The sequence below is a fragment of the Janthinobacterium lividum genome, assembly GCF_011601275.1.
GTDB lineage: Bacteria > Pseudomonadota > Gammaproteobacteria > Burkholderiales > Burkholderiaceae_D > Janthinobacterium > Janthinobacterium lividum_E.
The window spans coordinates 140,797-164,806 of sequence record NZ_JAAOLY010000008.1 but is presented as its reverse complement, the minus strand read 5'-3'; the positions used below and the strand labels follow the sequence as shown (position 1 = coordinate 164,806).

Here is a 24,010-nt window from a genome sequence, read left to right as displayed (position 1 = left end):
CTGTCAGACGGCGACGGCCTTCGGCAGATGGACGTGCCGATAGACGAGGCCCGCCGCCAGCCCATACGCGACGGCAATCGTCACGTAGGCCAGCGGCAAGCGCAGCGACCAGTCCTGCACCATGTGCAGGATGCTGCCGATCAGGGCCACGCCCACCAGGGCGCCGATTTGCCGGTTCGCATTCAGGGCCGCCGCCGCGCTGTTCGCATGCTGCTTGCCGGCCACCCGCATCACGGTGGCCGTCATCGCGGGAATGGCGATGCCGATGGCCACGTTCATGACGGCCGTGCCCAGCGCCAGCAGCGCAAACGGCGTGCCCGGACGCAAGCCCATCAGCAATAGCGCCATCACGGCCCCCACCAGCAAGCCGGCCAGCATGGGCAAACGCGTACCATGGCGGGCCGCGATACTTCCCGCCATGAAGTTCCCCACCGTGTAGGCCGCCATCATGGGCAGCAGGCGCAAGCCCGACTGCAAGGCGTCGGCGCCGCCCGACTGCTGCAGGAACAGGCTCAATAGGAACAGCTGGCCGAAGACGCAGAAATTGATCAAAAAACCCACGCCATTGGCCGCGCCAAAGCTGCTGCTGTGAAACAGTGCGCGCGGCAACAGCGGATGGCTGCCGCTGCGCTCGCGCCGCAGCAATTGGCCGGCCGACAGCACCGTCAATGCCCCCGCCGCCAGCACGCCGGGCGACAGCCAGCCCAGCACAGGGCCTTCGATCAGCACGAAACTGAGACCCGCCAGCGCCGCCACGCCCAGCGCATGGCTGAGCAGAGACAGATCGCGCGGCTGGCGCGCGGGCGCAGCCAGCAGCAGCTGCGCCATGACGATGGCCGATACGCCCAGCGGCACGTTGACCCAGAACACGCTGCGCCAGCCGAACTGGTGCACGAGAATGCCGCCGATCAGGGGGCCGGAGGCGCCAGCCACGCCCACCAAGGCAGACCAGGCGCCCAGCATGCGCGTGCGCTCGCGCTCGTCTTCAAAGCTGTGCGTGAGCAGGCTGAGCGAACTTGGCATGAACAGGGCCGCGCCCGCGCCCTGCAGCAAACGCGCCGCCGTCAAAAAATGCCCGTCGGGCGCGGCGCCGCACAGGATCGAGCCGAGCAGGAAAATGCCCAGGCCGCCCTGGTACACGGCTTTCGGTCCGTAGCGGTCGGCCAGCGCGCCGCCGGCCAGCAGTAGCGCCGCAAACGTCAGGGTATAGCCGTCGACCACCCAGACCAGACCCGTCAGCGGTATGGCCAGGTCCAGCGCGATATCGGACAGGGCCACGTTGACGGCCGTCACGTCGATCATCGCCATGACGAAGCCGAAAGCCAGGGTCAGCAGGATCAAGCCGTTGGCGCGGCGCGGTGTGGGGGCAGACATGATATTTCCTTGCAGAGACAGCGGGGCAGCCATTATGCGAGCGTTGCATGATGCAGTAAACAAGCATAATATCGGCACTCTGATGCAAAAATGCATCGATAGAAGAAAAGGACAACGCAATGGATTGGGATAACGCGCGCATTTTTCTCGCCATCGGCCGGGCCGGCACCTTGCGCGGCGCGGCGGCCCTGCTGCGCATCGACCAGGCCACGTGCGGGCGCCGCCTGGCCGCGCTGGAAAGCTCGCTGGGCGCCACCCTGTTCCTGCGCACACCGTCGGGCTACGTGCCCACGCCGGCCGGCGAGCTGGCGCTCACGGCGGCCGAAGCGATGGAGCGCGCGGCCGACAAGCTGCAGCGCGAGATGCAGGGCGTCGACAACCGTTTAAGCGGCCTGGTGCGCGTGGCCACCACGGACACCATGGCCAGCCATTTCGTTATCCGCGCCATGCAGCAGCTGCACGCGGCCCACCCGGACATCCGCATCGTGCTCAATGTGGCGCCCGCGCTGGCCAGCCTGACGCGGCGCGAAGCGGACCTGGCCGTGCGCGGCGTGCGCCCCACCGACCCGGACCTGATCTCGCGCCACCTCGTCAAGCGCAGCTTGGGCCTGTACGCCTCGAAAAGCTACCTGGCGGAACGGGGCGAGCCCGTGCGCGGCACGGCGCTGGCAGGGCACGACATCGTCATCTACCACCATTCCGTGACGCCGCGCCATGGCGAGAAAATCGCCGGCGAATCCGTCGCCAACGCCAGGGTCGCCATGGAAGTGAATTCGGCGGCGATGCTGCAGGAAGCCACGCGCGCAGGGCTGGGCGTGACCGAACTGGCCACCCACCTGGGCGACATCGACCCGCAGCTCGTGCGCATCTGGCCCGAGCGGTCGGAAGCGTATGACGTGTGGCTGGTCATGCATGCCGACCTGAACCGCTCTGCCCGGGTGCGGGCGGCGGCTGACGCGATTATCCACAGCGTCGCCAGCGTGGCAGGTCAATAAAGGGCCTGCCGTGCACGGCTGCACAATCGCTTGTATCGAACGCATCCAATGTTAAGATGCCATGATGACCCTATCCGTCTCCCTCATCATCAGCCTGCGCCGCCTGCACCGGGCCACCATGGCCTGGCTGGTCAGCTGGTGGCGCATGCTGCATTTCGCCATCCTCGTGTTTTCGCTGGCCCTGTCGCCGTCGAGCTATAACCGCGACAACCGCCCCATCCTCGCGCACCGCCTCGTGACGAACACGGCGCCCAATCTCGTGTGGTTCAGCGTGGCCTGCGCGCTCGTCAGCCTGGTGCTGATACGCATCGTCGTCGTCACCGCGCAAAGCTACGGCCTGTCGCGCTATGCGCTGGAAATGGTGGTGCGCGTGCTGGTGCTGGAATTGATACCGCTGACGGCCGCCCTGTTCGTCGCGCTGCGCCTGACCTTGCCCGACGGCATTGCGTTCGCGCAAATGCGCTCGTCCGGCATGCTCGACAGGATGCAGCGCCAGGGCGTCGACCTGCTGCGCCGCGAATACTTTCCGCGCGTCATGTCGGGCATCTTCGCCGTGTGGATGCTGGCCATCGTCAGCTGCGTCACGTCGCTGGTCCTCGCCTACATCACCATCTATGGTTTTACGCCGTGGGCGCTGCAAGGCTACACGCGCGTAGTGGGGCAGATATTCAATCCGGCCGTGGCGCTGATCCTGATGCTCAAAGTCATCTTCTTCAGCTTTGCCGTGGCCCTGATCCCGCTGGCCTCCTCGTACTATCCGGAAGAGCCGCACGGCCGGCGCAACCGGCTGTGGGCCGCGCACGGGCTGTCCGAAATGCTGCGCCTGTTTTCCGTCATCCTGCTGGTCGAAGTGGCTTCGCTGATGGGCAATTACTACTGATGCCCGCCACCGCCCAGCCAACCTTGAACCATCCATACCAGAGCCAGAAGCCATGAGCCAACCTCAAAATCCCGACCAGACCGACGTCACGGCGCCCGACGCTGTGCTGCCCGCCCCGCCGCCCGTACGCCACGCCGAACTGAAGGCGGCCATCCTGCTCGTCTTCATGTTCGTGCTGGTGGTCGGCTCCGTCGTCTACCTGATGTATGCGCGCGGCGCCTTCGAAGCCACGCAAACCCTGGTGCTGACGGCCGACGATTCGGACGGCGTGGGCGTGGGCGCCGACCTGACCTTTTCCGGCTTTCCCATCGGCCGCGTACAGCGCATCGAGCTGGCGCCGGACGGGCGGGCGCGCGTCATCGTCGACGTGCCGCGCAAAGACGCGCACTGGCTGCGCACCAGCTCCATCTTCACCCTGGAACGGGGCATCGTGGGCGGCGCCAAGCTGCGCGCCTACAGCGGCATCCTGACGGACCCGCCGCTGCCCGACGACGCCACGCGCGACCTGCTGGTGGGCGACATGGCGGCGGAAATCCCCCGCCTGCTGGCCGCCGCCAAGGACTTGCTGAACAACCTGGGCAACCTGACGGGCACCGATTCCGCGCTCGACGGCACCATGCGCAACGTGCAGGCTGTCACCGGCAAGCTCAGCGGTCCGGGCGGCGCCATGGGCTTGCTGACGGGCGACGACAAGCAGTCGCGCCTGCTGATCGAACGGGCCAACGCCCTGCTGATCACGGCGGACCAGCTGGCGCGCCGCACGGACGGCCTGGTGGCCAATGCCGACACGCGCGTCTTTGGCGAAAAAGGCGTGATGACGGATGCGCAGGCGACCATCGTGCAGCTGAACGCCCTGCTGGCCGACACGCGCAACAGCCTGAAAAAAGTCGACGCCGTGTTGGTCGAGGCACAAGCCGTGGGCGCCAACGCCAAGGCGGCAACGGCCGACCTGGGCCCGCTGCGCGCCGACGTGGAAAGCAATCTGCGCAAGGTCGAGCAGCTGGTCAATGAAATCAACCGCAAATGGCCGTTCAAGCGCAATCCGGAGATCAAACTGCCATGAAAATGTCCCGCCCCGCCATCGCCGCCCTGGCCGCATTGTTGTGCACCGCGCTCGCCGCCTGCTCCAGCGGCCCGCCCGTGCCGGATTGGAAAATGAATGCGCAAAGTTCCGTCGAACGGTTCCAATCGGCCTACCTGGGCGGCAACGCCCTGGTCGAGCAGACGGAATTCCGGCGCGCCCGCAGCCAGGTGGCCGGCACGGGCAAGCTCGAACTCGTGGCGCGCATCGAACTGCTGCGCTGCGCCGCGCGCGTGACCAGCCTGGCCTTCGAGGACTGCGCCGGCTTTGACGCGCTGCAAGCCGACGCGACAGACGCCGACCGCGCGTATGCGGCCTACCTGGCCGGCAAGGCGCAGCCGGCCGACATCGCCCTGCTGCCGGAAGCGCAACGCGCAGCCGCCAGCGCCAGCTCGGACACGGCCGCCGCCAGCGCCGTGGCCGCCATCAAGGACCCGCTGTCGCAGCTGGTGGCGGCCGGCGTGCTGCTGCGCTCGGGCCGCGCCACGCCGGAACTGCTCGATACGGCCGTGGCCACCGCCTCGGACCAGGGCTGGCGCCGTCCGCTGCTGGCCTGGCTCGGTGTGCAGCGCCTGCGCGCCGAACAGGCGGGCGATGCGCAAGCGGCGCAGCACCTCGCGCGGCGCATGGCGATAATCGAGCAGCCGCTGGCCCCCTGAGCGCGCCGATGGCGGCCCAAGGCAGGCAGAATCAGGCATAATCGAGCCAGGATGACAGCTATGCCGTGCAGGCCGCGAGGTGTGACAATGCAGTTCGAGGATTTCGACCTTTCCACTCCCGATGCCGGGCGCCATGCCGGTGAGGCGCCTGACGCCGACACGCCGGCCGCCACGGCCGTGCGCCTGCAATACCTGCTCGACAATACCCCGGCCATCATCTATTGCACCGTGCCCAGCGGCGACTTCAAGATGACGTTCGTCAGCAACAATGCCTTGAATGTGCTGGGCTACCAGCCCGAGGAAATGGTGGCCGACCCCAATTTCTGGTTCGACCACATCCATCCCGACGATGCGCCCGGCATCTTTTCCAGCCTGGCGCAGATCTTCGTCGAAGGCGCGCGCGCCTACGAATATCGCTTCCGCGTGCGCGACGGCAGCTATCTGTGGATGCACGACAGCCTGCGCCTCGTGCGCGACGAACATGGCGTGCCGTTCGAGGTGATCGGCTCGCTGACGGACATCACGGAACGCAAGCGCATGGAAGCGATGCTGCAGGCGCGCGGCGAAGAGCAGCAACTACTGATCAGCAAGTTGCAGGAAGCGCACGACCAGCTGCTGCAATCGGAAAAGATGGCGTCCATCGGCCAGCTGGCGGCCGGCATCGCGCATGAAATCAATAACCCGATCGGCTTCGTCAACTCCAACATGAGTTCGCTGCAAGGCTATGTCGGCACCCTGTTCGGCGTGATCGAGCAGTATGAGGCGGCGATGCGCGAAACGCCGGACGGCCCGGCCCTGGCCGCGCGCGTGGCCCAGGTGCGCGGCCAGGCCGACCTGGCCTTCCTGCAGGACGACATGGTGGACCTGGTGCGCGAATCGATGGATGGCCTCAAACGCGTGCGCGACATCGTGCAGGCGCTGAAGGATTTTTCCCACGTGGGCGAGACGGACTGGCAAGTGGCCAGCCTGCATGCGGGCCTGGACAGCACCCTCAATATCGTCGCCAACGAATTGAAATACAAGGCGCGCATCGAGAAGCACTATGGCGAGCTGCCGCCGATACTGTGCCTGGCCTCGCAGCTGAACCAGGTGTTCATGAACCTGCTCGTCAACGCGGGCCAGGCCATCAGCAGCGACGGCGTGATCAGCATCCGCACCGGTCATGCGGACGGCTGGGTGTGGGTGGAGATCGGCGACACGGGCGCCGGCATCGCGCCCGAGCACCTGAACCGCATCTTCGAACCGTTCTTCACCACCAAGGCCGTGGGAAGCGGCACGGGCCTGGGCCTGTCGCTGTCGTACGGCATCGTCAACAAGCATGGCGGACGCATCGAGGTGGCCTCGGAAGTGGGCCGCGGCACGCGTTTTACCGTGCACCTGCCCGTCTCGCCGCCGGCGGCCCCGGCAGCGCCCTAGCCTTCCCGCCTTAGCTTTCCTTTAAGGGCGCGTACACGCGGATGCTCAGGCGGCCGCCGTTCTTTCCTTCGAAGTCGAGCAGCTGGGCGATCACGCGGGCCGTCAGCACGTGTTCGGCCGCCAGCAGCATCAGGCCGTCGCGGCTGATCAGGTCGCGCGACAGCACCATGCCCGGCTCCAGCTGGCCCGACAGTACTGTCAGGTCGCGCGCCGGCGGCTCCGTCTCTTCCATGAGGCCGCGGAAAGCCGCCACCACGGCCGGGTCGTAGCGTTTGCCGACGCTGTCGTAGATCAGGGTGCGGGCTTCCTCGGCGCGCAGGTTGCGCTGCACCATGGCGCCGATCTGCAAGCCGTCGTAGTCCGACGCCAGCGCCAGGATGCGCGCACCCATCGGAATGGCCAGGCCCACGAGGCCATCGGGAAAGCCGCCGCCGTCGAAGCGCTCGAGCTGCGAGCGCAGGATCACGGAAACGGCGCGCAGTTCGTCCAGCGCCATCAACAATTGCTCGGCGCGCAGCGGATGCTTGCGGAACGCGGCCAGCTGTTCGCCCGTCCAGGCGCTGGCCGGCAATTCCAGCACGTCGTCGCTCAAGCTGAGCTTGCCGATATCCTTGAGCAGCGCCGCGATGAACACGTCGCGCGCGTCCTGCCCTTCCAGGCCCAGCGCCTGCGCCAGCTTGCGCGACAGCTCGGCCACCCGCCGCGCATGGCCGGCCAGCTTGCCGCCGCGCATTTCGATCAGGTTGGAAAACACCTTGATGGTCGTCACGAACGTGGCCTTCAGGCGCTCGTTGGCCGCCTGCACCTCGTCGTGCGACTGTTTCAACTGCTGCGTGCGCGTGGCCACCTTCGCTTCCAGGCTGGCGTTGAGCGCCTGCAGCTCCACGTTCTGGCTGGCCGTCAGCGCTTCCAGGCGCAGTTTTTCCTGCTCCAGCGCGCGCCGCTCCAGCGCGTGGCGCACCACCAGTACGATGTCGTTCTCGTCCCAGGGCTTGGTCACGTAGCGGTAGATCTCGCCCTGGTTGATGGCGTCGAGGATGGACTGGATGTCGGCATAGCCGGTCAGCAACAGCCGGATGGTGCCGGGCCAGCGCTGGCGCACCTGGGCCAGGAATTGCGCGCCATCCATGTGCGGCATGCGCATGTCGGAGATGACCAGGTCCACCGTCTCGCTCTCGAGCAGGGCCAGGCCGGCCGCGCCGCCATCGGCCGTCAGCACGCGGTAGCCGTGCGGGCGGAACAGGCGCCGCAGCGACGACAGGATATTCGGTTCGTCGTCGACGCACAGGATGGTGGGCGGCGCGGTCCCGGTGCTGGCGCTCATGTTCATGCTGTCCTGTTCGGTCATGATGCGACGGCCTGCGCCTGGCGCACGGGCAGGGTGATGCGGAAGGTGGTGCCGCTGCCGATGACGCTGCGCACGTCGATGCGGCCGTGATGCTTTTGTACCGTCGTGTAGGCCAGCGACAGGCCCAGCCCCGTGCCCTTGCCGACGGCCTTGGTGGTGAAGAAGGGGTCGAAGATGCGCGACAGGTGTTCGGGTGCGATGCCGCCGCCCGTGTCCTCGACCTCGATCCACACTTCCGTCGCGTTGTCGCTGCCCGTGCGCAGGGTGATGCGTCCGCGCGCCTCGCCCATGGCGTGGGCCGCGTTGACGACCAGGTTCATGATCACCTGGTTCAGCTCGGAAGGCTGGCATTCGATATCGGGAATGTCGCCATACTCGCGCACCACGTCAGCCTTGTACTTGACCTCGTTATTCACGATATTGAGCGTGGTATCGATGCCCTGGCGCAGGTCGGCCCAGACCCACTCCTGGTGCGCATCCGTGCGCGAAAAATCCTTCAGGTCCTGCACGATGCGGCGCACGCGCGCAATACCTTCCTTCGACTCGCCCATCAGCATGGGAATGTCGCTGCGCAGGAAGTCCAGGTCGATCTGTTCGCGCAGCGCCCGCAAACGTGCCGCCACCACCGGGTCGGCGACGGCCGGCTCGGCTTCCTCGTAGGCGTCGAGCATGCTGAACAGGTCGTCCAGATAGCCTTCCAGCGTGCCGACGTTGGAAAACACATAGCCGATGGGATTGTTGATCTCGTGCGCCACGCCGGCGGCCAGCTGGCCGATCGAGGCCAGTTTTTCCGACTGCAGCAGCTTTTGCTGGGCCAGCGACAGCTTGCTGTTCAATTCCGTCAGGGCCAGGTTACGCTCGCGCAATTCCAGGTCGGCGATCTGGCGCTGGCGGATATCATCGGCCAGGCGCTCGTTCATGTCGGCCAGCTGGGCCGTGCGCTCGGCCACCAGGTGTTCCAGGTTGTCGTGCGCCTTGCGCAGCGCCAGTTCCGCCAGGCGCCGCTCGCTCACGTCGCGCAGGGTTTCGATGGCGCCCACCAGGCGGCCCTGGCGGTCGCGCAGGGGCGCCGCCGTGAAGTGCAGCCAGTGGCCGTCGGGGCCGATATCGGCAAAGAAATCCTCGGCCTCAAAGGCGCCGGGGATCACGGAGGAGCGCTTCAGCTTGCCAAGATAGCGGTCATTTTCGCCGAGCGCGATATCGTCGGCCACCAGCAGGTCGGCCAGGCAGGCGCGCGGCTGCCGATAAAACGCCTTCCAGTGGTCGCGCGTGCCGACCATCTCGGCGGCCGTAAAGCCCAGCAACTGTTCGCAGGCGCTGTTCCAGTGCGTCACCACGTGGTCCGTGTCGATGGCGAAAGTGGCCACGGGATGGCCGTCGAAAAACGCCGACAGCGCGATGGTGTCGCCCTGGCGGCGTTCCGGCGTGGCGGGCAGCACCTGCCCTGCGTCTGTTTCCATGGCCTCTTTCTTGTTCATGCCAGCATGATCCGCGACATTTCATCGAAGGTATGTTCCGTTTGCTCCAGCAGCGCCAGCCAGGCCTGCTCGTCCAGCGCGACGCTGCGCCAGCCCGCAGGCGACAGGGGCGGCACCAGCGCATCGTCGACGCCGGCCAGGTCGAGCGCCAGGGCGACGGCATTGGCCAGGTGCACGGCCAGCGGCAAGCCGCCCGCCTCCAGCCGGTCGATGGCGTGGTGGTCGGCCACCGCCTGCTGTATCGTCTCGGGAAACTTCCAGTAGCCGGCCAGGGCGCTGCCCACCTGCGCGTGGTCGATGCCGATGACGGCCAGTTCCGCATCGGCCATCTGGCCGTCGTGCGCCTGGCGGTAGCTGCGCACGAGCGCGTGCTCGGCCGGGAAGCGCGTCACCAGCACCAGGGTGCCCAAGTCGTGCAGCAGGCCAGCCGTGAACGCCGTCTCGGGATTGACGCGCAAGTGCGGCGCCAGCAGGCGCGCGGCAATCGCCGTGGCCAGCGAGTGGCGCCAGAACGCCTGGAAATCGAAGCCGCCGCTGACGGGCGCGAAGCTGCCCGTCAGGGCGCAGGCCGTGACGACGGTGCGGATGCTGTGAAAACCCAGTACGGACACGGCTTGCGGAATGCTGGTGACCTTCGATTGCATGCCGTAGAACGAGGAATTGGCGATGCGCAGGGTCTTCGCCGCCAGGGCCTGGTCCAGCTCGATCTTTTGCGCCAGCATGTGCACGTCCGTGTCGTCCTGGTCCATGCTCGACAGCAGTTCCAGCACCACCACGGGCAACGAAGGCAGTTCCTGGATCTGGCGGATGATGTGTTCAAAACTGAGCCGTGTCATGTAGCGTCCCCTTGCCGGTAGCGCTGCAGCAGCGCCAGCAGTTCCGCCCCGGCGGAATCGGGCGGCGTGGCGCGGAACAGCACGGCCAGCCGCTCCAGGCGGCGCGCGCGTTCCTGCTCGGCCTGCGCCTGCGCGGCGGGGTCGACCGCCTCGGCCATGACGACGCGGCAGCGCTCCACATTGCGCCGGCGCAAAGCCGTCAGGTTCGCCGCCGTCAGGGTGGCGCCCTGGGCCAGCAGCACGGCGCCGCTGGCGTCGTTCAATGCCTGCGCCAGCACCATGCCTTCCTGCGCCTGCTCCATGGAAATCTCGCGTCCGCTTTCGATCATGTACCCGCTCCATGACGACTCAGGGTAACGAGGCTGCCGCGCGAGCGCGAATGCAGGCCCATCGGATGGATGGCCACGGCGTACGGCTGGCCATCGATGGCGGCCAGGCGCGGTGCGCCCTGTCCGTCGAACAGCTGCGGCAGGACGATCGCCGCCTCGTTGCCCAGCAGGGCCGCGCCCCGTTCGAACAGGTTGGCCGCCGCCGCGTTGATGAAGGCGATCATGCCGTCTTCATCGAGCCCGATCACGGGCAGCGGCAAAAATTGCAGCAGCTCGCGCGCGATGCCGAGGCTGACTTCGTCGCGGCTGATCTGGTGCTGCTGCTGGCGCACCAGCGCCTGCATGGCGGCATTCGCCGCCGCCAGCGCATGGTTGGCCTCGCGCAGCTGCGCATTCAAGCGCACATTGTCGTCATCGATGCCCTTCAGGCGAAACGCTTCGGCGATATGCTCGCGCAGCTGATGGTCTTCCCAGGGCTTGGTGAGGAACTTGAAGATGGCGCCCTCGTTGACGGCGTCCGTGACGGCCTGCAATTCGGTATAGCCCGACAGCATGATGCGTATGGTTTGCGGACACAGCAGCTTGGCCTTGCGCAGGAAATCGGCGCCCAGCATGCCGGGCATGCGCTGGTCCGACACGATCACGTCGACGGCGTGACTGGCCAGCACGTCCAGCCCTTCCTGGCCGCTGTTGGCCGTCAGGATATGGTAGCCATCGCGCCGCAGCAGGCGCTTGAGGGAAGCGAGGATATTCGGTTCGTCATCGACCAGCAGCAAGGTGCGCGGCGGCGCCACGGCCTGCTGCCCGGCGTCCGCCGCCAGCGCCGCAGTACCCGGCATGCCATGCTCGTCGTGCACATCCATCGGACCATCCTCTCATCACCATGGCGATATCGGAACTTGCCTGGAGGGGGAATCTGCCGCGCAACATAGTCTTGCGAGTCTTGCGCGGCAGCCAGCTTGCCTTGAAATTATACGACTAAATATTCCCGTATGACACTAATCCGCCACTATCCGCGCTGTACAGGACAAGGCGTGTCGCGGTAAAACACAAAGCCGCCCAAGCCGATGGCCTTGGTGTCGGCTTTCACGCCATACACGAGCGTATTCTTTGCAGCCTCGATGCGCAGCAGGTTCATGTGTTGGACAATTTGCGCGTGCGACAGTTCCAGCGACGGCGTCGGCGCCAGCTGCAAACGCAGTTCTGACGTGGCGCCATCGTAGGCCCAGCGACCCGGATTATAGAAGGCGAAGCCGCCGTCGAAACGCAGGCTGCCATCCTTGAACTGGGTCAGGCAAATGCCGGGGAATTCGCTGGGCGGGTTGTACCAGGTGGCGGCCACGGCGGCGTCGGCCGGCGCCTTGCCCGGCATCTGCATGCCGGTCGTGCCATTGTTGCCGCCCATGCCGGCGCAACCGGCCAGCGCCAGCGCGCAAGCCAGAGCGCTCGCGCGCGTGATGAATATCCTGTGCATTGCCGTCCCCTTGCTTTATAGAAACATCATCTTAAAGCGGGACGGCCAGCCGTTCAAGCGGCCAGCGCACATAAGGCGGATTTAATTGCCCTCGGCCGCTTTCGCTGCCGCCTCGCGCAATTTGTCCTTTTTACTCTTGCGCGCGCCCTTCACGCCGCCATTCACCGTGTCCGTGACGGGGTTCACCGGTGCGGGCAGTTCCGTCGGCTCGAAACCGGCCACCACTTCGCGCACGATGCGCAAGTCGTTGCGGTTTTCGATCAGGCGGAAATGCGCTTCCGTATCGGCCGTCACGAAACTGATGGCCGTGCCGCTTTCGCCGGCGCGGCCCGTGCGGCCGATGCGGTGCGTGTAGTCGACGGCCGAACGAGGCAAGTCGTAGTTGACGACGGCGGGCAAGCCGGCGATGTCGATGCCGCGCGCGGCCACGTCGGTGGCCACCAGCACCTGCAAGCGGCAGGCCTTGAAGTCGGCCAGCAGCTGGCTGCGCGTGCCCTGGCTGAATTCGCCGTGGAAGGCGCCCACGTGCAAGCCCGCGCGCTGCAGCTTGTCGGCCACGTGTTCGGCCGCGTACTTGGTGGCGACGAACACCAGCACGCGCTCCCACTGCTGCTGCAGGATCAGGTAGCGCAGCAGCTGCGTGCGGCGCGGCACGTCGACCGTGATGGCGCGCTGCACGATGTCGGGCTTGTCCTGGGGTTCGGACGCCACTTCGATGCGCACGGGTTCCTTGAGCAGGCTGTCGGCCAGCGCCTGCACGCTGTCGGGAAAGGTGGCGGAGAAAAACAGGTTTTGCCGTCTCGCCGGCAACAGGGCCAGGATGGCGTTGATTTCCTCGCTAAAGCCCATATCGAGCAAACGGTCGGCCTCGTCGAGCACGCACAGCGACACGCCGCCCAGTTTCACGGCGTTCTGGCGCACCAGGTCCAGCAGGCGGCCCGGCGTGGCGACGACGATATCGGCGCCGCCGCGCAAGTCCATCATCTGCGGATTGATCGACACGCCGCCGAACAGCACGGAAATCTTCAATTTGATCGGCAGCGGCTTGGCCAGCGCGTGCACCGTCTGCCCCACCTGCGCCGCCAGCTCGCGCGTGGGCACGAGGATCAGCGCGCGCACCTGGCGCGGGCCGGAAACGGGCGCCATCAGCGCCTGCAGCAGCGGCAGCGCATAGGCGGCCGTCTTGCCGGAACCCGTCTGGGCCGCGCCCAGCACGTCGCTGCCGCGCAGGATGGCGGGAATGGCGGCCGCCTGGATGGCCGTCGGCGCGGCATAGCCGGCCTTGTCAACGGCGCGGACCAGGGCGGGAATCAGACCCAGTGAGGAAAATGGCATAGCGGGCCTTCTTTATTCGTAAAGTGAGACCGGCCGCGAAAGGCGGCCGGTCGGATATGGCGACAGTATAAGGCAGACAGCTACTGGCGTGGCATTTGCAGCGTCGGATGGCCCGCTTCGTCATAGCCAGGCATGGCGCGGCGGATCGCGTGCGAAAAATCCGCGTCGTCGTTGGCCGCCCGCGCGCGCGCCGTGATATGGCCGCCGTCGCGCAGCTGCTGGAAGGTCTGGCCGGGCACCAGTCCCTTGACGTCGAACAGGTAGCGGTCCAGGTAGCCCGAAGCCATCAGCCGGTAGTCGAGCGGCAGGCCCGGTACGATGCGGCGCACCATCTCGAAGACGATGGTGGTGCAGTTGGCCGTCAGGGTGTTATAGAACTGCGGCTGGTTCTTCAGCGATTGCGCCTCGTCCAGGTAGGCGAGGAACAGCGAGCGCATGGCCGCCTTGGGCATCATGATGCGGTACAGATGCATGTCCTCGCCGCGCGCATTCGTGCGCACGCGCAGGATGTCGCGCTCGTCGGCGGCGATCAGGCTCATTTCGAAATGCTTGAAGAAGCCGCCGATGGCGGAAAAGCTCTCGCCCTTCTCCTTGCGGATCTCGATGGAAAACGTCAGGAAGCGCCCGTCCGCAAAGCCGAACGAGATCAGGGTGTGCGCGATGTAAGGCCCCGTCCAGTACGACAGCGCCGTGTCCACCGTGCGCAGTTCGTCGAGGTCGTAGCTGCGCTGCTCCCACTTGACCGTGTAGTCGTCATCGCTGCGCCAGTCGAAATTGCGCACATTGTCCAGGGTGACGAGATTGCCTTTCACGGAGCCCGTGACATTGCGCGCCACGTCGTCGGCCCACACGCGCTGCTGCTTCGGCGTAATGAAACTCCACCAAACGAGCAGCAGGATAAAACCGGCCGCATACGGCAGCAGCACGCGCGCATCGCCGCGCATCCACCACAGCGCGATGCTGGCCACGCCCAGCGCGCCCCACAGCAAGGCGCCGATGCCTTGCGCGGCCGTGCCGCCGGACAGCTGGTACCACAGCGCCAGCGCGCCCCACAATGCAGTCAACAGGATAATCAGGGAAACGGCCATTTTGCCGATGCTGCCCAGCACGGAGCGGGCACGAAGTGATAAGAAAGTCATGCCTCAATTATAGGGGCAAGCGCAGGAATAGGTGAGTTCAGGCAAGCATGGGCAAAGTCATCCGGGCATATAATATTGCTTGCATGGCAATTTACTTCATGAGAACATTCTGCACAAATAAAATGTATAGACAAGGCGCCCTGCCTTGCCATCCACGGAGACACCTTGCAATCGAGTTCACTGTACGCCCTCGCCGGCAGCCTCAATTCCCTCTTCATCGTCGTCAGCCTGTTTGGCTTGTGGTCGCAGCTGCAAAAAATCTGGCAGCGCAAGCGCGATACTGGCATCGGCGCCGGCAAGACGACAGACATCCTGTCCATCAACCAGTTTACCGTCAGCTTCCTCGCCTACTGCGCCTTCTTCGTGTACGGCTATTCGATCACGCCATTCAACCACTACATCGTCTGGCCCCGTTTGATCGCCTCGCTGATCGCGCTGGGCATCCTGTTCGAGATATATCGTGACCGCCGCAGCACGACATCACGCAATGCGCTGCTGGCCTGCGTGCTGTTGCTGGGCGCGGGTGTGGCGGGGCTGGCCTTCGGCCCCACCTTCACCGATGAAAAGCGCGTGATCTCGCAAAGCCTGATCGTCGCCGTCACCGTGCTGCTGGCGCAGGGCTATGCGCACCAGATCCGTTTGATCTGGCGCTCGGGCAAGACGGGCGCCGTGTCCCTGAAAATGAGCCAGTTCATCCTGGCGATGGATGTCAGCACCATCTTCTTTGCCTGCGTCATGGGCCTGCTGACAGGCTGGCCCTTGCTGCTGCTGGCCAGCGTCAGCGCCACGACCAAGCTTGCCATCATGTGGCTGTTTCGCTGGGAGAAGACCAGCCCCGCCGCGCAGGTGAAACGCCAGGCGCTGGCATGACGTTAAAATAATTGCTTGCCACCTTATTGAAAGCGCCGCCATGCATGCCCCCATCCCCATCCTGCGCAGCTTTTCCGAAGAAAAAGCACGCGAGTTCTACCTCGGTTTTCTCGGCTTTACCCTGGATTGGGAACATCGCTTCGAGCCAACGGCGCCGCTGTACCTGCAGGTGACGCGCGGCGACCTGGTGCTGCACCTGTCCGAACACCACGGCGACGCCACGCCCGGCGCGGCGCTCCTGATCCCCATCGACGATATCGCCGCCCTGCACGCGGAATTGCGCGACAGGGATTACCCGTATGCGCGGCCCGGCATCCGCGACGAGGACTGGGGCCGCATCCTGGAAGTGGCCGATCCGTTCGGCAACCGGCTGCGCTTCTGGCAGCGCAGCGAATAACGCTTACCGCCCGCTCAGGGCGCGCATCTCCGCATACAGGTTCGCCTTGCCCTCGAAGCCGATGCCGACCAGATCCGGCATGGTGATGTGGCCGTTTTCGACCCTGACGCCATCGGGGAAGCCGCCGAAGGGCTGGAACAGGTCCGGATACGATTCATTGCCGCCCAGGCCCAGACCAGCGGCGATATTGAGCGACATCTGGTGGCCGCCGTGCGGGATGCAGCGGCTGCGCGACCAGCCGTGCTGGTGCAGCATGTCCATGGTGCGCAAATATTCCACCAGGCCGTAGCTGAGGGCACAGTCGAACTGCAGCCAGTCGCGGTCGGCGCGCATGCCGCCGTAGCGGATCAGGTTGCGCGCATCCTGCATGGAAAACAGGTTTTCGCCCGTCGCCATCGGCTTGTCGTAATAGCTGCGCAAGGTCGCCTGCAGCTCGAAGTCGAGCGGGTCGCCCGCCTCTTCATACCAGAACAGGTCATACTGGCGCAGCGCCTTGGCGTAGGCGATCGAGGTATCGAGGTCGAAGCGCCCGTTCGCATCCACGCACAGCTTCTGCCCATCCTGCAGCACCTCCATGATGGCGTCGATGCGGCGCAGGTCTTCGTCCAGCGAGGCGCCGCCGATCTTCTTCTTGACCACCGTGTAGCCGCGGTCGATGTAGCTGCGCATCTCGTCCTGCAGCGCGGACAGGCTCTGGCCCGGGTAGTAATAGCCACCCGCCGCATACACGAACACTTTTTTATCGGGCACACCCGTGCCGTGCCGCTCGGCCAGCAGCTGGAACAGCGGCTTGTTCTCGATCTTCGCCACGGCGTCCCAGATGGCCATGTCGATGGTGCCGATGGCTACCGAGCGCTCGCCGTGGCCGCCCGGCTTTTCATTGGTATACATGCAGTCCCACACCTTGTGCGGATCGAGGTTGCCGCCGTCATCCGTGACGAGCGAGGCGGGATCGGCGTCGAGGATGCGGGGAATGAAACGCTCGCGCATCAGCATGCCCTGGCCGTAGCGGCCATTCGAATTGAAACCGTAGCCGACGACGGGCTTGCCGTCGCGGATCACATCGGTGACGACGGCCACCAGGCTTAACGTCATCTTTGAAAAGTCGATATAGGCGTTGCGGATGGGGGAAGAGATGGGGATGGTCTTTTCGCGGATGTCGACGATTTTCATGCGGGTCTCCTGTGAGTGAAAACAATGACGCCAGCTTAACCGCGATAGACAGTCGTATAATCGATATCAATTTAAACCATTCTTCACTTAAAGTTAATAATGAAAAGCGACGCCACGACGGAAATGGCCTTTTTTGTGCTGCTGGCCAAGCTGGGCAGCCTTTCGGCCACGGCGCGCGAGCTGGGCATCACGCCACCCGCCGTCAGCAAGCGATTGGTGCTGATGGAACAGCGCCTGGGCGTGCGTCTGCTGAACCGCAGCACGCGGCGCATCAGCCTGACGGGCGATGGCGAAAGCTATCTGCAACAGGCGCGGCAAATCCTCGACGATATCCGTGCCATGGAGGAATCCTTGGCCAGCGGCAGCGCGGAACCGAAAGGCTTGTTGCGCGTGAACGCCACCCTGGGTTTCGGGCGCACGGTGATTGCGCCCCTGCTGTCGCAATTCGCGCTGCGCCACCCGCAGCTGGAAGTGCAGCTGCAACTGACGGACAGCCCCATCAACCTGGTCGAGCAGGCCTACGACCTGGGCATCCGCTTCGGCGACTTGCCCGACACGCGTTTGTCGGCACGGCGCATCATGTCGAACCGGCGTTTCCTGTGCGCTTCGCCCAGCTACCTGCAAGCGCACGGCACGCCGCAAACACCCGACGACCTGGCCCGGCACCGCTGCATCGTGCACCGGCAGAATGACGACGCCTACGGCATCTGGCGCTTGAGCCGTGGCCGCGCCACGCACACGGTCAAGGTGCGCGGCACGGTGGCCAGCAACGATGGCGACGTGGTGCTGGGCTGGGCGCTGGACGGCCACGGCATCCTGCTGCGCTCGGAATGGGACCTGGCCCGCTACCTCGACAGCGGCCGCCTGCGCGTGGTGCTGGAAGACTATGCGCTGGCGCCGGCCGACCTGTACGCCTACTACCCGAGCCGCCACCAGCTGCCCGCCAAAGTGCGCGCTTTTATCAATTTTCTCATCGAGCAGCTGCAGCCGGACTCGGCCAATAAGGGGAAATAGGGTTACACTACAATATTGCGATATGGCAATATTATGAAGGAGTAGGTTTTGCTAGTCATACTCGGATTTCTCGTCGTGCTGTTTTCCGTCTTCGGCGGCTTCGCCATGCAGGGCGGTCACCTGGGCGCCTTGTTCCAGCCGCTGGAACTGCTGATGATCGGCGGCGCCGCGCTGGGTACCTTCTTTGTCGGCAATGACGCCAAGGCCATCCGCGCCACGTTCGCCGCCCTGCCCACCCTGTTTCACGGCTCGCAATACACGAAGGCGCGCTATATGGAGCTGATGGGGCTGATGTATGAAATCCTCAGCAAGATCCGCAAGGAAGGCCTGATGTCGGTCGAGGACGATATCGACGACCCGTACCGCAGCCCCATCTTCGTGAAATACCCGTACACGCTCGGTGACGAGCACATCCTGGAATTCATCACCGATTACCTGCGCCTGATGGTGTCGGGCAATATGGACGCTTACCAGATCGAAAACCTGATGGATAACGAGATCGAGACGCACCATGAAGATGCGGAAATGCCGATCCAGACGATTTCGCAGCTGGCCGACGCCATGCCCGCCTTCGGCATCGTGGCCGCCGTGATGGGCGTCGTGCACACGATGGCGTCCGTCGGCTTGCCGCCGGCCGAACTGGGCGTGCTGATCGCGCAGGCGCTGGTGGGCACCTTCATCGGCATCCTGCTGGCCTACGGTTTCATCGCGCCGCTGGCCAGCTTGCTGCGCCGCAAGCACCATGAAACGGCGAAGATGTACCAGTGCGTGAAAGTGACCCTGCTGGCCAGCCTGAACGGCTATGCGCCGGCGCTGGCCGTGGAATTCGGCCGCAAGGTCATTTCCGCCACGGAACGCCCATCGTTCAGCGAACTGGAAAACCACGTGCGCCAGGTGCGCACGAAGAACTGATTCCAGCGGTTCGCCTCAGGCTTCCGGCGCCGTCCAGACCAGGTTCCACAGGTGGCCATCGATATCCTCGAAGCCCTGGTCGTACATGAAACCCTGGTCTTCGGGCGGATGCGGTATGCGGCCACCGGCGGCCTGGGCCTTGGCGATCAGGCCGTCCACCTCTTCCCGGCTTTCGCAACTGAGGCAAATGACGACTTCATTGGCTTGCCTGGCATCCGCCACCGGTTTGCCGATCAGTGACTGGAAGAACAGTTCCGTCGTCAGCATGGCCTGGATGCTGCCGTCGACGATGTTCATGAACGCCGCGTTCTCGCCGCTGAAACGGGAATCGAAAGTAAAGCCGAGAGCGGAAAAGAAGGCCTTGGATTTATCCAGGTCCTTCACGGGCAGGTTGAGGATGATCTGTTTGTGCATGGCGCTTCCTTGCTCACACGTTGACGAAAAAATCGTCCCTCCAGAATACCAATAAAAGCTAAAGGAAGGCGCGGGCAAGGCTTGAGCGCGCGCCAGCCACCGCGCGCAGGCGTTCTTCAAGGTAGGCGCTCACGCGCGGATGCTGGCTGAAGGCGACGTTGAAGCGGATGTGCTGGTCGGGCGTGTCGCTGGCCGAGAACGCGGCGCCGCGCATCAGCAGGATCTTGTTGCGGTAGGCGTCCTGCACCAGCAAGTCCACGTCCAGCCCTTCTGGCATGCTGCCCCACAGGAAAATGCCTGCGTCGCCGGGCTGCTCGAACAGCACGCCGGCCGCGCTCAGTTGCCGCGTGCTGGCGTTGCGCGCCACCATGATCTTGCGTTGCAGCCGCTCCAGGTGCTTGCGCAGGTTGCCGGCCTTGAGCACTTCCAGCAACACGTATTCGTTCAGTGCAGGCAAGGTCATGATGGAATGGATCTTGGTACGCATCAGCAGCTTGAGCAAGGTGGGCGCCGCGGCCAGGTAGCCCATGCGCAGGGCCGGGCTCAGCGCCTTGCACAGGCTGGAGTAATAGATCACGCCGTCCAGTCCGGACAACGACGCCAGCCGCGTGCTGTGGCCCGGCTGGAAATGGCCGTGCACGTCGTCTTCGGCGATCAGGAAGCCATGCTGCTGCGCCATGATCAGCACCTTGTGCAGGTTGGCGGCGCTGCTGCTCCACCCGGTGGGATTGTGCAAAGCCGTCTGCACGAACAGCAGGCGCGGACGGTGCGCGCGGCAGGCCGCTTCCAGTTCGTCCAGGTCGAGGCCATCGGGGCGGCGCTTGATCGGCACCAGGCGCACGCCATCCTGGCGCAGCCGCCCGAACATCAGGAAGTATCCGGGGTCTTCCACCAGCACCGTATCGCCGGGCTGCAGAAACGTGCGGCAGATCAGATCGATGGCATGGGTGGCGCCGAAAGTGGTGAGGATGTGGCTGGCGTCCGCGGCGATGCCGATGCCGCGCAACAGCAGCGCAATCTGCTCGCGCAGTTCGGCCAGCCCCTGCGGCGGACAACGCGAAGCCATGCCGGCCGCGCTGCGCGCCAGGCCACGTTGAACGGCGGCCGCCGGCAGCGCGTCCTGCAGCCACGTGGGCGGCAAGGCGCCGCTGCTGGCCAGCAGCACGCCCGGCCGCTGGTCGTTCACTTGCTGGCTCAGCCATACCGGCTCCTGCTCCTGGCCCGCTTCCAGCGCCACCTCGTCGGGGATGGCGCGGCTGGCGTCAGCAGGGGTGCAGACGAAGAAGCCCGTCGTGCCGTGCGTATCGATGACGCCCGCGGCCACCAGCCTGTCATACGCCACCACCACGGTGTTGGTGCTCACCGCGAGCTGTGTGGCGAGCTGGCGGATCGACGGCAGCCTGGTCCCGCCAGGCAGGACGCGTTGCGCAATCTGCTGGCGCAATGCGGCCTCGATCTGCTTGAACAGGGCGATGGGCGAGGAGCGGTCGATGGCGAACATGGGTGGCAGTCTAGCGTAAAAACGTCACGGCGAGGACCAGCAGGATGGCGCCCATCGTCAAATTGAATATGCGCTGGTTGCGGGGCGCTTTCAGCACGCTGCGGATCGAGACGCCGAACAGCGCCCACATGGCGTTGCACGGCATGCCCACCACGGTGCCGATCACGGACACGAGCAACGCGCTGGCGAGCATATTGCCCTGCGCAGGCATGAAGACGGACGCCATGGTGATCGCCTTGAGCCAGCTCTTCGGGTTCAGCGCCTGAAACAGCGCCGCCTGCGCAAACGACACGGCCTTCGGTGCGCCGGTCCCCGCCACCGAGGCGCCGGCCAGCTTCCAGGCCAAAAACATCAGGTACAGCGCGCCCGCGATCCGCAACACCTGCTGCGCCATCGGGTACGCGACGAACACGCTGCCCAGACCCACGCACATGAGCATGGTCTGCACGAAGATGCCGGCCTGGATGCCGAGGATCACCGGCAGCGCACCGCGATAGCCGAAATTGGCGCCGGTGGTGGCCAGCATGACGTTGTTCGGCCCGGGGGTGGCGGACATCACAAAGCAATAGCTCATCAGGGGCAGGAGTTCGGTCATGGCAGGCAGTCGCAGCGTGGAGAAGCCCCCAGTCTGGACGCACGGCACGGCAGGGACAAGACACAAGGCGCCCCATACAAGCACATGCTGTATCAGTCGAACGACTGCTACAGCGGGGATACGGGCCGCCCCGCGCGGACAAACATTGGGAAGGCTCTGCTCGTGGCCGTACGTGACGCCGCCTCCGTCAGGCAGGGGAATTGATGCGTTTGTCCAGCGGCCTCTCGTTGAGCGCATCGGCGGCGCGATCCACGAATTGCCTGACGTCCCCCACCTCGGCAAACAGCCCGGCATAGGCTTCTCGAATCAGCACCGTGCATTGCTCGAATTTCGCAAGCTGCGACAAGCCGTCATCCGTGGGCATGAATATCCGCCGCCGGGCATCATTGTCATCATTCCGATACTGTATGAGGCCCAGACGCAGCAGCTTGGGTATCTTTTGCATGACCAGCTGGTGCGAATGTCCGAGTTCGCGCGCCAGGTCCGCGGCGGAAGCCGTGCCGAGCGTTGCAAGAACAGTCATCAGCGAGCACGAACGCACCGGGATGACGATCCCCATCGTCTCGAAGACAGTCTGGGATTGCTCGGCGATCAGGACGCTCAGCCGTTCGACGGCGCGGCCGAGAAACACGGCGTCATCGATCACGGCCGGGTGTTGTATATCTTTAGTCAAGGCGTTTGTACCTTTGAATGCTGCCGTCCTTGTTCACGCGTTCCAGCGCTGTCACTTTCCCGCGCGAAACATTCAAGCGGTATCGAAAATCTGACACGCCTTCCACCGCGAACAGGTCGGGACTGATCGGCTCAAGCGCGACCCGCAGCCGGTCGCGCCAGATACAGTAGAGCGTGCCACCATCCAGGACGATCTGGCGGCCTTCATATTTTCCCGCGGCCTTCGTCAACATCGCGGCATCGACGTGGGGGCGTTCGATGGCTGCCGTCAAGCTGGGGAGCAGCCAGGCAAGTTCGGTTCGTCTGGCGTCGTCGGTCTTCGCCAGATTTTCAAGCGCCAGCTTGTGCGCCAGAGGAAGCGCGCGTATGGACGGGCTTGGGATATCGGGTTGCACGCCAACTCCTTCGAAATCGCCATGGTCCACGGGATCATGGATCTGGCCGATCGGCACTTGTACGAAAAAATCATCGTTGAACGGCTTGCGTGCAACCGGATGCGCACCGCCGGCCGTCCGCTCCCCGATCAGTGTCGCCCGCCCGAGTTTCTTCATCGCATAGGAAAACCATTCTGCGGAGGAAAACGAGGTGGAGCCGGTCAGGATATACACCGGCTTGTCCACCATGCGCTTGCCCGGCAGGCCAGGCAGCACCCATTGCCCGCGCTCGATACGCTTGCCATCCTCATTATAATAATAGTCGAAGAGCAGTTGGTCTTTCTCGCCGGAGAAGAAATAACTCGCCAGAAACTGCGCCATTTCCAGATGCCCTCCATTGTTATAGCGCAAATCGATGATGAGGGCGTCCGTATTGCCGACGAAGCGCATCACGGATGCCGCCGTATCATAGGCAAATTCCGGATCGGCAAAATAGCTGAACCGTATATAACCGATATTTCCCTTCAGGCGAGCGACCTCATCGAAACCGAAATTGGAATCCTCCAGCCTGCTCGATTCTTCCTTGCGTATCTTGGCCTTGAGCGCCGGGTCGGCCTTCGACTTGAATTCGGCGATCCATTTCGGGTCGACACCCACAAAAAAATGCAGGTCGCCGCTGACTTTGATGAGATCGTCGGTCAGCTTGCTCGCAAACCCTGCCTTCGTCACCGCCAAGTCATACTCTCCCTTTTCGAGACGCTCCTGAAGCACCGGCGCAAGTTTTCTTGCGATGTCCGGAAATGCGTAGTTTGCCTTCAAGGTGCTATTGAGGGAGGCGATGATCTCGCTCTTTTCCTTGCGCGAGATGCCAGATTCCTCGGCAAAAGCGCCAGAGGCGCACATTATGGACAGCGCCGACAACGCTTGAAGCAGACATAAACGATAGCGCATTCTCATCTTCTCCTCGGTGAGATCCGATCATACAATATATTGCGCAATATATTGTATGAAAATTCGGCAAGCTCGATTATGGGCGCAACAAGATCCGCTACCGTCCAATGCAGCCGGCCACCAGGCAGGGGGAAGATGAGTGAGCCAAGCGCGACGGCGACCGGCTGGCCGGCATCGCGGTGCCTTCCTCGCAATGGACAGAACATTTCCTACGGTTCAGTGGCAGCCGCCAGCCGGCGAGCGTCATTGGCAGCTCCCGCCCCAAAGCGGACCTTTCAGCGATGGTACGGCTGCTAGGGAAGAAGCCTTAGAGACAGCCCCAAATATAAATGGACTTTCCCGTGGCGGCGGCTTGCCGCGCGAGCGATTGCAAATCCTTTAAGAGCGGTAGCAAATCTGCTGCATTGCAGTCGATCTCTTCAGTTTCTGCCCATTCCTCTGATCCGCTCTCCAACGCGTCCGCACCTGAATTTGCGAGAAGGCTCGTCAGCTCGTCCGGAAAACGGTGAAGCCAGGACTCGCCGTCCTCCCCAACGTACATGTCTTCAGGCATGTGTTTTTCGATATCCCACTCCCTGCGTTCCAAAATGGCCCAAAGAGTGCCGATTTCCAGGTCCGTGATGCCATTGAATTGGACCGGATTCAACAAAAGCGCAATTTCCTCGCCCTCGTCGGGATCTTCAATCCGATTTGCATATCGGATAGCCTCGGCTGGAGCGGCGATAAAGAAGTCTGCAATTAGTCCCAATGTGGTTCTCCCAGTTTCTGCACAAGATTGATGGGGTATTCAACA

Annotated in this window: 25 protein-coding genes; 9 read left to right on the top strand and 16 right to left on the bottom strand. The window is 64.3% G+C overall.

The features are described 5' to 3' along the window. Nucleotides 1-3: 3 nt before the first annotated feature. On the bottom strand, nt 4-1,374 hold the full coding sequence (locus GYK42_RS14285; RefSeq protein ID WP_205711399.1) for an MFS transporter: 1,371 nt from the start codon (nt 1,372-1,374) through the stop codon (nt 4-6). 119 nt (nt 1,375-1,493) lie between these two features. On the opposite strand from GYK42_RS14285, the gene GYK42_RS14280 reads away from it, so the two are divergent. The 5 genes from GYK42_RS14280 (at nt 1,494) to GYK42_RS14260 (ending at nt 6,405) form a co-directional block, all read left to right on the top strand. After that, nucleotides 1,494-2,369, top strand: a complete 876-nt coding sequence (locus GYK42_RS14280; protein ID WP_166448045.1) for a LysR family transcriptional regulator — start codon at nt 1,494-1,496, stop codon at nt 2,367-2,369. Nucleotides 2,370-2,433: 64 nt separating this feature from the next. After that, nucleotides 2,434-3,249, top strand: coding sequence for an MlaE family ABC transporter permease (locus GYK42_RS14275; protein ID WP_166448116.1), 816 nt, complete (start codon nt 2,434-2,436; stop codon nt 3,247-3,249). Between the two features lie 52 nt (nt 3,250-3,301). Further along, nucleotides 3,302-4,312, top strand: a complete 1,011-nt coding sequence (locus tag GYK42_RS14270; RefSeq protein ID WP_240943594.1) for an MlaD family protein — start codon at nt 3,302-3,304, stop codon at nt 4,310-4,312. Then, nucleotides 4,309-4,989, top strand: a complete 681-nt coding sequence (locus GYK42_RS14265; protein WP_166448044.1) for a hypothetical protein — start codon at nt 4,309-4,311, stop codon at nt 4,987-4,989. The genes GYK42_RS14270 and GYK42_RS14265 overlap by 4 nt, the downstream gene beginning before the upstream one ends. A gap of 87 nt (nt 4,990-5,076) precedes the next feature. After that, nucleotides 5,077-6,405: an ATP-binding protein gene (locus GYK42_RS14260; RefSeq protein ID WP_166448043.1), complete on the top strand. Its 1,329-nt coding sequence runs from the start codon at nt 5,077-5,079 to the stop codon at nt 6,403-6,405. A 10-nt stretch (nt 6,406-6,415) separates the two neighbouring features. On the opposite strand, the gene GYK42_RS14255 is transcribed toward GYK42_RS14260, so the two are convergent. The 8 genes from GYK42_RS14255 to GYK42_RS14220 form a co-directional block, all read right to left on the bottom strand. Beyond that, nucleotides 6,416-7,753 carry an HD domain-containing phosphohydrolase gene (locus GYK42_RS14255; protein WP_166448042.1) on the bottom strand — a complete coding sequence of 446 codons (1,338 nt, stop codon included), beginning with the start codon at nt 7,751-7,753 and terminating at the stop codon, nt 6,416-6,418. Continuing rightward, nucleotides 7,750-9,213, bottom strand: a complete 1,464-nt coding sequence (locus GYK42_RS14250; RefSeq protein ID WP_166448041.1) for an ATP-binding protein — start codon at nt 9,211-9,213, stop codon at nt 7,750-7,752. The genes GYK42_RS14255 and GYK42_RS14250 overlap by 4 nt, the downstream gene beginning before the upstream one ends. A 14-nt stretch (nt 9,214-9,227) precedes the next feature. Then, the gene (locus GYK42_RS14245) at nt 9,228-10,067 is read right to left on the bottom strand and encodes an HDOD domain-containing protein (protein WP_166448040.1); all 840 of its coding nucleotides are present in this window, start codon (nt 10,065-10,067) and stop codon (nt 9,228-9,230) included. Beyond that, nucleotides 10,064-10,396 (bottom strand): hypothetical protein, encoded by a 333-nt coding sequence (locus GYK42_RS14240; RefSeq protein ID WP_166448039.1) that lies wholly within the window; start codon nt 10,394-10,396, stop codon nt 10,064-10,066. The genes GYK42_RS14245 and GYK42_RS14240 overlap by 4 nt, the downstream gene beginning before the upstream one ends. Next, the gene (locus GYK42_RS14235) at nt 10,393-11,259 is read right to left on the bottom strand and encodes a response regulator (RefSeq protein ID WP_205711398.1); all 867 of its coding nucleotides are present in this window, start codon (nt 11,257-11,259) and stop codon (nt 10,393-10,395) included. Before GYK42_RS14235 ends, GYK42_RS14240 begins: the two co-directional genes overlap by 4 nt. Nucleotides 11,260-11,405: 146 nt before the next feature. After that, a complete protein-coding gene (locus GYK42_RS14230) occupies nt 11,406-11,870 on the bottom strand; it encodes a hypothetical protein (RefSeq protein ID WP_166448038.1) in 465 nt (154 codons plus the stop codon). Nucleotides 11,871-11,951: 81 nt separating this feature from the next. After that, nucleotides 11,952-13,205 carry a DEAD/DEAH box helicase gene (locus tag GYK42_RS14225; RefSeq protein WP_166448037.1) on the bottom strand — a complete coding sequence of 418 codons (1,254 nt, stop codon included), beginning with the start codon at nt 13,203-13,205 and terminating at the stop codon, nt 11,952-11,954. 80 nt (nt 13,206-13,285) lie between these two features. Beyond that, entirely contained in the window at nt 13,286-14,344 is a 1,059-nt protein-coding gene (locus tag GYK42_RS14220; protein WP_166448036.1) for a DUF4105 domain-containing protein, read from the bottom strand. A gap of 165 nt (nt 14,345-14,509) precedes the next feature. Between GYK42_RS14220 and GYK42_RS14215 the strand changes: the two genes are divergently transcribed. Then, entirely contained in the window at nt 14,510-15,214 is a 705-nt protein-coding gene (locus tag GYK42_RS14215) for a hypothetical protein (protein WP_166448035.1), read from the top strand. 40 nt (nt 15,215-15,254) lie between these two features. Continuing rightward, nucleotides 15,255-15,611, top strand: coding sequence for a glyoxalase superfamily protein (locus GYK42_RS14210; RefSeq protein WP_166448034.1), 357 nt, complete (start codon nt 15,255-15,257; stop codon nt 15,609-15,611). A gap of 3 nt (nt 15,612-15,614) precedes the next feature. Here the strand turns inward: GYK42_RS14210 and GYK42_RS14205 are convergent, their stop codons facing one another. Then, complete coding sequence (locus GYK42_RS14205) at nt 15,615-16,784, bottom strand: mandelate racemase/muconate lactonizing enzyme family protein (RefSeq protein WP_166448033.1); 1,170 nt, start codon at nt 16,782-16,784, stop codon at nt 15,615-15,617. Between the two features lie 99 nt (nt 16,785-16,883). Here GYK42_RS14205 and GYK42_RS14200 point away from each other — a divergent pair, with 99 nt between their 5' ends. Together GYK42_RS14200 and motA are read left to right on the top strand one after the other, a co-directional pair. Then, nucleotides 16,884-17,798 carry a LysR family transcriptional regulator gene (locus GYK42_RS14200; protein ID WP_166448032.1) on the top strand — a complete coding sequence of 305 codons (915 nt, stop codon included), beginning with the start codon at nt 16,884-16,886 and terminating at the stop codon, nt 17,796-17,798. A 48-nt stretch (nt 17,799-17,846) separates the two neighbouring features. Then, a complete protein-coding gene (gene motA, locus GYK42_RS14195) occupies nt 17,847-18,710 on the top strand; it encodes a flagellar motor stator protein MotA (protein ID WP_034779327.1) in 864 nt (287 codons plus the stop codon). Between the two features lie 15 nt (nt 18,711-18,725). Here motA and GYK42_RS14190 read toward each other — a convergent pair whose 3' ends face one another. The 6 genes from GYK42_RS14190 to GYK42_RS14165 all read right to left on the bottom strand — a co-directional run bounded on the left by GYK42_RS14190 (nt 18,726) and on the right by GYK42_RS14165 (nt 23,965). Beyond that, on the bottom strand, nt 18,726-19,124 hold the full coding sequence (locus tag GYK42_RS14190; protein WP_166448031.1) for a VOC family protein: 399 nt from the start codon (nt 19,122-19,124) through the stop codon (nt 18,726-18,728). 58 nt (nt 19,125-19,182) lie between these two features. Continuing rightward, nucleotides 19,183-20,625: a PLP-dependent aminotransferase family protein gene (locus GYK42_RS14185; protein WP_166448030.1), complete on the bottom strand. Its 1,443-nt coding sequence runs from the start codon at nt 20,623-20,625 to the stop codon at nt 19,183-19,185. Nucleotides 20,626-20,635: 10 nt separating this feature from the next. Further along, nucleotides 20,636-21,220 (bottom strand): LysE family translocator, encoded by a 585-nt coding sequence (locus tag GYK42_RS14180; protein ID WP_166448029.1) that lies wholly within the window; start codon nt 21,218-21,220, stop codon nt 20,636-20,638. 187 nt (nt 21,221-21,407) lie between these two features. Continuing rightward, the gene (locus GYK42_RS14175) at nt 21,408-21,893 is read right to left on the bottom strand and encodes a MarR family winged helix-turn-helix transcriptional regulator (protein ID WP_166448028.1); all 486 of its coding nucleotides are present in this window, start codon (nt 21,891-21,893) and stop codon (nt 21,408-21,410) included. After that, on the bottom strand, nt 21,886-23,217 hold the full coding sequence (locus GYK42_RS14170; RefSeq protein WP_166448027.1) for a S41 family peptidase: 1,332 nt from the start codon (nt 23,215-23,217) through the stop codon (nt 21,886-21,888). Before GYK42_RS14170 ends, GYK42_RS14175 begins: the two co-directional genes overlap by 8 nt. A 307-nt stretch (nt 23,218-23,524) precedes the next feature. Next, nucleotides 23,525-23,965, bottom strand: a complete 441-nt coding sequence (locus GYK42_RS14165; RefSeq protein ID WP_166448026.1) for a hypothetical protein — start codon at nt 23,963-23,965, stop codon at nt 23,525-23,527. Nucleotides 23,966-24,010 lie beyond the last annotated feature (45 nt).

Bases quoted from the DNA above. Each gene is read 5' to 3' on its own strand.
- GYK42_RS14285 (WP_205711399.1), bottom strand. From the start codon at position 1,374: ATGTCTGCCCCCACACCGCGCCGCGCCAACGGCTTGATCCTGCTGACC.
- GYK42_RS14280 (WP_166448045.1), top strand. From the start codon at position 1,494: ATGGATTGGGATAACGCGCGCATTTTTCTCGCCATCGGCCGGGCCGGC.
- GYK42_RS14275 (WP_166448116.1), top strand. From the start codon at position 2,434: ATGACCCTATCCGTCTCCCTCATCATCAGCCTGCGCCGCCTGCACCGG.
- GYK42_RS14270 (WP_240943594.1), top strand. From the start codon at position 3,302: ATGAGCCAACCTCAAAATCCCGACCAGACCGACGTCACGGCGCCCGAC.
- GYK42_RS14265 (WP_166448044.1), top strand. From the start codon at position 4,309: ATGAAAATGTCCCGCCCCGCCATCGCCGCCCTGGCCGCATTGTTGTGC.
- GYK42_RS14260 (WP_166448043.1), top strand. From the start codon at position 5,077: ATGCAGTTCGAGGATTTCGACCTTTCCACTCCCGATGCCGGGCGCCAT.
- GYK42_RS14255 (WP_166448042.1), bottom strand. From the start codon at position 7,753: ATGACCGAACAGGACAGCATGAACATGAGCGCCAGCACCGGGACCGCG.
- GYK42_RS14250 (WP_166448041.1), bottom strand. From the start codon at position 9,213: ATGGAAACAGACGCAGGGCAGGTGCTGCCCGCCACGCCGGAACGCCGC.
- GYK42_RS14245 (WP_166448040.1), bottom strand. From the start codon at position 10,067: ATGACACGGCTCAGTTTTGAACACATCATCCGCCAGATCCAGGAACTG.
- GYK42_RS14240 (WP_166448039.1), bottom strand. From the start codon at position 10,396: ATGATCGAAAGCGGACGCGAGATTTCCATGGAGCAGGCGCAGGAAGGC.
- GYK42_RS14235 (WP_205711398.1), bottom strand. From the start codon at position 11,259: ATGGATGTGCACGACGAGCATGGCATGCCGGGTACTGCGGCGCTGGCG.
- GYK42_RS14230 (WP_166448038.1), bottom strand. From the start codon at position 11,870: ATGCACAGGATATTCATCACGCGCGCGAGCGCTCTGGCTTGCGCGCTG.
- GYK42_RS14225 (WP_166448037.1), bottom strand. From the start codon at position 13,205: ATGCCATTTTCCTCACTGGGTCTGATTCCCGCCCTGGTCCGCGCCGTT.
- GYK42_RS14220 (WP_166448036.1), bottom strand. From the start codon at position 14,344: ATGACTTTCTTATCACTTCGTGCCCGCTCCGTGCTGGGCAGCATCGGC.
- GYK42_RS14210 (WP_166448034.1), top strand. From the start codon at position 15,255: ATGCATGCCCCCATCCCCATCCTGCGCAGCTTTTCCGAAGAAAAAGCA.
- GYK42_RS14205 (WP_166448033.1), bottom strand. From the start codon at position 16,784: ATGAAAATCGTCGACATCCGCGAAAAGACCATCCCCATCTCTTCCCCC.
- GYK42_RS14200 (WP_166448032.1), top strand. From the start codon at position 16,884: ATGAAAAGCGACGCCACGACGGAAATGGCCTTTTTTGTGCTGCTGGCC.
- GYK42_RS14190 (WP_166448031.1), bottom strand. From the start codon at position 19,124: ATGCACAAACAGATCATCCTCAACCTGCCCGTGAAGGACCTGGATAAA.
- GYK42_RS14185 (WP_166448030.1), bottom strand. From the start codon at position 20,625: ATGTTCGCCATCGACCGCTCCTCGCCCATCGCCCTGTTCAAGCAGATC.
- GYK42_RS14180 (WP_166448029.1), bottom strand. From the start codon at position 21,220: ATGACCGAACTCCTGCCCCTGATGAGCTATTGCTTTGTGATGTCCGCC.
- GYK42_RS14170 (WP_166448027.1), bottom strand. From the start codon at position 23,217: ATGCGCTATCGTTTATGTCTGCTTCAAGCGTTGTCGGCGCTGTCCATA.